The organism is Halomonas sp. 3D7M (assembly GCF_014897885.1).
GTDB lineage: Bacteria > Pseudomonadota > Gammaproteobacteria > Pseudomonadales > Halomonadaceae > Vreelandella.
Map to the genome: position 1 here is coordinate 1 of NZ_JABUZF010000019.1, position 5599 is coordinate 5599.

Sequence of the window (5599 nt, forward strand, 5' to 3'; positions counted from 1 at the left end):
TTCTGGCTCTGGTTCTGGCTCTGGCTCCGGAGAAGTCTCCTCAAGGGTGATCGTGGTCCCATCCTCAGCTTGTGTAAATACAAAGCTATCTGGATCATCCAAGTCCGCAAACGTCAGCGTCGTATCATTTTCCCCGTCCTGATTAGAATCAATATCTAAAATCACCGACCCAAGGCTAAATGTCACATCTGACACATCAAAAAAGCTATCTTTAACAACTACTTTGTCATTCGACTCAAAACCAACAATGACATCACCATTCAACTCAGTAGTACTGCCTGTGACGGTGTTTGCCTGCTCATTCAACGTGACTTCTTCTGCAGCCACGGTTGTAGTGACGTTGCCCCCAGCATCCGGAACCAACGCACTGAGCACACCGCCGCCAGAGCCTCCCCCACCAATCAGAGAGAGATCAGATACAAAAAGACCTGAATCCAGAATGAAATCACCAGTATCCGCAATACCAATCTTGACGGTATTCTCGCCTTGTTGGAGAGGAGCTCGAACTACAATCTCTCTGCTAAAGCCGTCCCACTCAATTGCATAAGGCGAACTAAATTGATTGTCATTATCAATAAATACACCTGACTCAAGGTTATCTGAAATAACACTTAGAGGCTTATCCGTAGCAGCAAACTCAGCGTAGTTAACGCCGTTGACATATAGAGCAGCAATATCTACAAAATCACTGTCAACATATTCAGGGAACTCTTCTGAGCCAAATACAAGGCTCGCACGAAGTGTATCCACATCCGGGTCATTGACGTTTACCGTAAACTCAATCACTGACGCATCGTTTGTGCTACCCGCCCCCGGAAATGCTTCAAGTGCCGTTTCGGTTAGATCTGAGTCTCCTGGCTCCCCGTGACTCACACTATCCCCAGTCGTGGTATTCTCTGAGCCTGGGAACCCACCTGTCGACAACATAATACCCTGACCATATTGATATGCTGGCAACTCAGAATCTTCATCTGGCAGAATTTCAAAATTATCAACCCAAAACGCAGCGTTACTTGAGCCGGTATAGGTAACGTTAGTTGCTAGCCCCCCTCCCAGAATTTTGTTAACAGCATCAGCCGCAACATCTGAAGCTGTAGCCTCTTCCGCCTGAGTCATTAGATCATGGAAACTTAGGTAATAGCTCGCTAACAGTTCATCATCCAGCGTGAAAAACTCATATTCTTCTTTTTTTACAGTCATTTACCTACCCCTCCAAGACTGATTTATTGGCATGATCACAAGAACACACCGCATAAATATATTTTTAACTAAGAGTGGACACGCATACCCCAAACGAACATTCAAATCTTAGCAACAATCATACTACTGCCGCCATATAGACTTGCAAGAAAAATTAATCTAATTTAGGAAAAATATATTAAGGAGCCTCTGATTAATGTTATAAGCGCAGGCCAGACAAGGAAAAAATCAACGAAAAAAGGACCGGGCTCGCGCACGAGGCGACTTTTAACGCTGTATGGACAAGCGTAATAGTTAACCAGAGGTTTCGTAGACGAGATTGCCTTCGAGCTAAATACATGCCCTCGAAAACGCTTTGACTTTAAATGCTTTAATTAGGCAAATTATTGAAAACGCCCAGGACGCTGAGCAACTTCATCCAATGCCCAACCTTGAGTACGCAACTCGCCTTCTAAAATAGCCTCAACCTCCGGCGTGAGGTCAGGGAAAAAATTTAGTCCCGTACGCGCTTCTATTTCATCGATAGTGACCAGATAGTCGGCTAACGATTCATTACCACTAACGTCCTGGGGCATAATAAACGCCAGCGCCAGCGGTGTGTCACTATCCGGCACCACTATAATTTTATAAAACGCCTCGGGCACTTCCACAAAACCGACCCGATTAAACACGTTATCCATAAAACGCTCAGGGAATACCGGCCCTGTAATGACCTGCAGCCGATCAAAACGTGGCGCAAAATGATCCATCACAGACTCTTCCAGACGCTGCCAAAGCTGGCGGTTCAAGTTTGGCCGCTGAGGTGTCATGTTACTCATCAAAAAGGTATCGACCTGGGCATTGCGCCCATGTACAGCCGCAATAGCGTAGTTGGGAGCCAGATGGCCGCGGTCATAGCCACTACCGGAGTAACTAGTCGTCCCTATTGGCCATAACGTGCGCCAGTCAGCTTTAAAATTAGGCCGTGGGCCAATACGAGTATCATCGGACACTGCTTCGACTTGATAACTGACCCAAAGTGGGTTTACCCGCACATCAGACCATCCCGCTAAGAAGCCATCGTTTCTCAGCACACGGTGAAACGTTGTTAGCTGAAACCCATCCCAGGTAGGCACCCCCATCCAGGTATAGTCATCCTGATGCTGACGCTCCTGAAACTCCCAAAGCCCCGTTCCTACTATGACAAAAAGCACAGCGATACCCAGGCGTTTTCCCTGACGACGCCAGCGCGAAAGCGATTTCCCCAACAGACTTACTCCCTACAATAATGATTCTGCATCCTGCTTTTTATGTCAGGTAATTTATTGGTTACCAACCCAGGGAAAACATCGTTTCTAGGTCGTGACGGGAGTGCACCTGCATCGCATTCAGCGTTTCGGTATCGCTAATGCCCTCGACAGCGTTTAGACGTTCCGTGACCAGTTCAGCAAGGCTTTCAAAATCAGGGGTCCGGGCAATAGCGACCAAATCATAGCGACCACACGTCGAATAGACTTCACTAATACCGTCTACATCAGCAAGGCGCTCGGCGACTGCTTTTACCTGGCCTTTCTCAGTATTGATTAAAATCACAGCATTTTGCATAGCACCCCCAAAATAGCGTTAACAACAATCTAATCAGCAACCAGAGGCGAGTATAACAGGCTGCTTGCCAAGACCAAGCACCGCTCAGTGACGTGGTTAATTGTCGCGCTTTTCATAAGGTTATTCGCACTAATTTTGAGCATGCGCTAGCATGGCTTAGAGAACTCCGGCTTATTAGCCTTGTCGGAGTATTAGAGGTGGTTCACCACCCAATAACATAAGCAAAAAAACGTCAAACCGTGACGCTAAGGAGACACCATGGCTAATCAGAGCCGTCGTAAGTTCATGCGCAATAGCGTAATGGGTCTAGCCGCCCTGCCATTTGGTGCTGGCATCCTGTCAAAGACTGCTTTTGCCCAGGAACTGCCTCGCCTTGACCCATCTAACTCTACTGCCAAGGCACTTAATTACGTTGAAGTAGCCAGTGACGCAAGCGACCACCCGTCCTACGAGGAAGGAGAGCTGTGCTCAAACTGCATGTTCTTTAATGCAGAAACTGAAGGTTGCCAGCTGTTCCCGCAAAATAGCGTTGAAGCAGGCGGCTGGTGCCAGTCCTGGACTGCCAAAGGCTAATGTTAGTAGCCAACTGTTCTTGGTGAAACAACCAAGCTTGACCACTACCCCGCGCTTGCCGCGGGGTAGTTATTTAACCTTAACTCACCTCTTTGTTTTCCTCCTCAATCGGCCACTGGTAACGGCGCGTCACACGCCCCTCTTCCATTGAGACCAAATGCACCGGAAATCCCCATAGTTGCTGCAAATGGCGAATCACCGGATATACGCTGCGACCAAGGGGCCGACGGTTATCTTGTACATGGTGTAACGTCAACGAACGATCCCCGCGTATAGCCGCTTCGACAACTTGAATATTGGGCTCACGCACCGATAACGCATATTGAGTTGACAGCGCCTCACGCACTCGCCGATAACCTCGCTCATTATGAATTGCTGCGACTTCCAGTGTTTCCATCTGATCATCATCAACAATTAAGAACAGCTTGAGGTCGCGTATTACCTTGGGGGATAAAAACTGCTGTATAAACGACTCATCCTTGAAGTTCCGCATTGCAAACTCAACGGTATCGCGCCACGGGCTACCCGCAATATCGGGAAACCACTCTCGGTCTTCATCCGTTGGCGCTTCACAAATCCGCTTAATGTCCATAAAGATCGCAAACCCTAACGCGTAGGGATTAAGGCCGCTGTAGTGTGGGCTATCAAAGCCTGGCTGATTGATAACCGCGGCATGGGATTGCAAAAACTCCAGCATCAAGCCTTCATCGACTTTCCCTTCATCGTATAAACGATTCATCAGCGTATAGTGCCAGAAACAAGCCCATCCTTCGTTCATCACCTGGGTTTGTCTCTGGGGGTAAAAGTACTGCGCCAGTTTACGCACGATACGCACAATTTCGCGCTGCCAAGGAGCTAGAAGTGGCGCATTTTTCTCAATAAAGTAGAGCAAGTTTTCCTGTGGCTCTGAGGGATAAAGACCACCACTGTGCAGGCCAAGTGGATCTGCCTCGCTGTGAAGGCTACCCGGCAGTGGAGAAACGCCATCGGGCGCGTCAGGGATCGTGCGCCACAACATATTGACCTGGGTTTGCAGGTAGGCTTCGCGCTCTTGTTGACGCCTTACCTCTTCTTCAGCAGAAATAGGTGAGGGTCGCTTGTAACGGTCTACACCGTAGTTCTGGAGAGCGTGACAGGCATCTAACAATTGCTCCACGGCATGGACACCGTGGCGCTCTTCACACTGCGCAATATACTTCCGAGCAAATACTAGGTAATCAACGATGGAATCGGCATCGGTCCAGGCGCGGAACAAGTAATTGCCTTTAAAGAAAGAGTTATGCCCATAGCAGGCATGCGCAATGACCAATACCTGCATCATTAACGTGTTCTCTTCCATTAGATAGGCAATACATGGGTTGGAGTTAATCACCAACTCATAGGCAAGCCCCATCTGGCCGCGCTTGTAGGCTTGTTCAACGGCAAGAAACTGCTTACCAAACGACCAGTGGTGATAACCTACCGGCATCCCTACGCTCGCGTAGGCATCCATCATCTGTTCAGTGGTAATCACTTCTATCTGATTGGGATAAGTATCTAGGCGGTACTCATCGGCGAGCCTAGCGAGCTCCTCGTCGAAGCGCTCCAACACACTAAAATTCCAGTCGGAACCGGTCGCTATTGGCTTACGGGCTACACTCATGGCGTACTCCTCGGTTCGCGTTACTGCTCTTGACTCAACCGACGTTTAAACAGCTCACGGAAGACCGGGTAGATATCCCCAGCATCGACAATTTGGCGCATCGCAAACCGTTCGGGAAACTGCGCGGCGACCGTTTCGTATTCATGCCACAGCGACTGATGCTCATGGGGAGTAATTTCCACATAAGCGTAGTACTGCAACTGCGGCATGAGCTGTTTAACCAGTAAGTCCCGGCAAATATTCGAGTCATCATCCCAGTTATCACCGTCCGATGCTTGGGCGATATACAGATTCCACTGCCCAGCGGGGTAGCGTTTTTCGATGATTTTATCAACCAGGGTGAGCGCGCTGGAAACGATGGTGCCACCGGTTTCACGGGAATAGAAAAACTCCTCCTCGTTTACCTCCCGCGCAGCCGTGTGGTGGCGCACAAATACCAGCTCTACTTTCTCGTAATGCTTTTCCAAAAATAGATAAAGTAATAGGAAAAACCGCTTAGCAATGTCCTTATGGTTTTGAGTCATGGAACCAGAAACGTCCATGACACAGAACATCACCGCCTGGCTGGAAGGCTGAGCGGTGATTTTCAACCCAGTTGTC

Annotated in this window: 6 protein-coding genes; 1 reads left to right on the forward strand and 5 read right to left on the reverse strand. The window is 48.7% G+C overall.

Annotation, left to right across the window (positions count from 1 at the left end; translation table 11 throughout):
- From INT22_RS00390 to INT22_RS00400, 3 genes are all read right to left on the reverse strand, one after another.
- Window positions 1-1200, reverse strand: a 1200-nt coding sequence (locus INT22_RS00390) for a choice-of-anchor L domain-containing protein (protein ID WP_193067469.1), incomplete at its 3' end; no start/stop codon positions are given.
- 383 nt (window positions 1201-1583) lie between these two features.
- Window positions 1584-2447, reverse strand: coding sequence for a DNA/RNA non-specific endonuclease (locus tag INT22_RS00395; protein WP_193060412.1), 864 nt, complete (start codon window positions 2445-2447; stop codon window positions 1584-1586).
- Between the two features lie 61 nt (window positions 2448-2508).
- On the reverse strand, window positions 2509-2784 hold the full coding sequence (locus tag INT22_RS00400; protein ID WP_009721675.1) for an Lrp/AsnC family transcriptional regulator: 276 nt from the start codon (window positions 2782-2784) through the stop codon (window positions 2509-2511).
- A gap of 258 nt (window positions 2785-3042) precedes the next feature.
- On the opposite strand from INT22_RS00400, the gene INT22_RS00405 reads away from it, so the two are divergent.
- Window positions 3043-3357, forward strand: a complete 315-nt coding sequence (locus INT22_RS00405; protein WP_193060411.1) for a high-potential iron-sulfur protein — start codon at window positions 3043-3045, stop codon at window positions 3355-3357.
- Between the two features lie 79 nt (window positions 3358-3436).
- Here INT22_RS00405 and INT22_RS00410 read toward each other — a convergent pair whose 3' ends face one another.
- Both INT22_RS00410 and INT22_RS00415 read right to left on the reverse strand, forming a co-directional pair.
- A complete protein-coding gene (locus tag INT22_RS00410; RefSeq protein ID WP_193067470.1) occupies window positions 3437-4999 on the reverse strand; it encodes a SpoVR family protein in 1563 nt (520 codons plus the stop codon).
- Window positions 5000-5019: 20 nt separating this feature from the next.
- On the reverse strand, window positions 5020-5599 hold a 580-nt coding region (locus INT22_RS00415), incomplete at its 5' end, for a DUF444 family protein (RefSeq protein ID WP_193067471.1).

Bases quoted from the DNA above. Each gene is read 5' to 3' on its own strand.
- INT22_RS00400 (WP_009721675.1), bottom strand. From the start codon at position 2,784: ATGCAAAATGCTGTGATTTTAATCAATACTGAGAAAGGCCAGGTAAAA.
- INT22_RS00405 (WP_193060411.1), top strand. From the start codon at position 3,043: ATGGCTAATCAGAGCCGTCGTAAGTTCATGCGCAATAGCGTAATGGGT.
- INT22_RS00410 (WP_193067470.1), bottom strand. From the start codon at position 4,999: ATGAGTGTAGCCCGTAAGCCAATAGCGACCGGTTCCGACTGGAATTTT.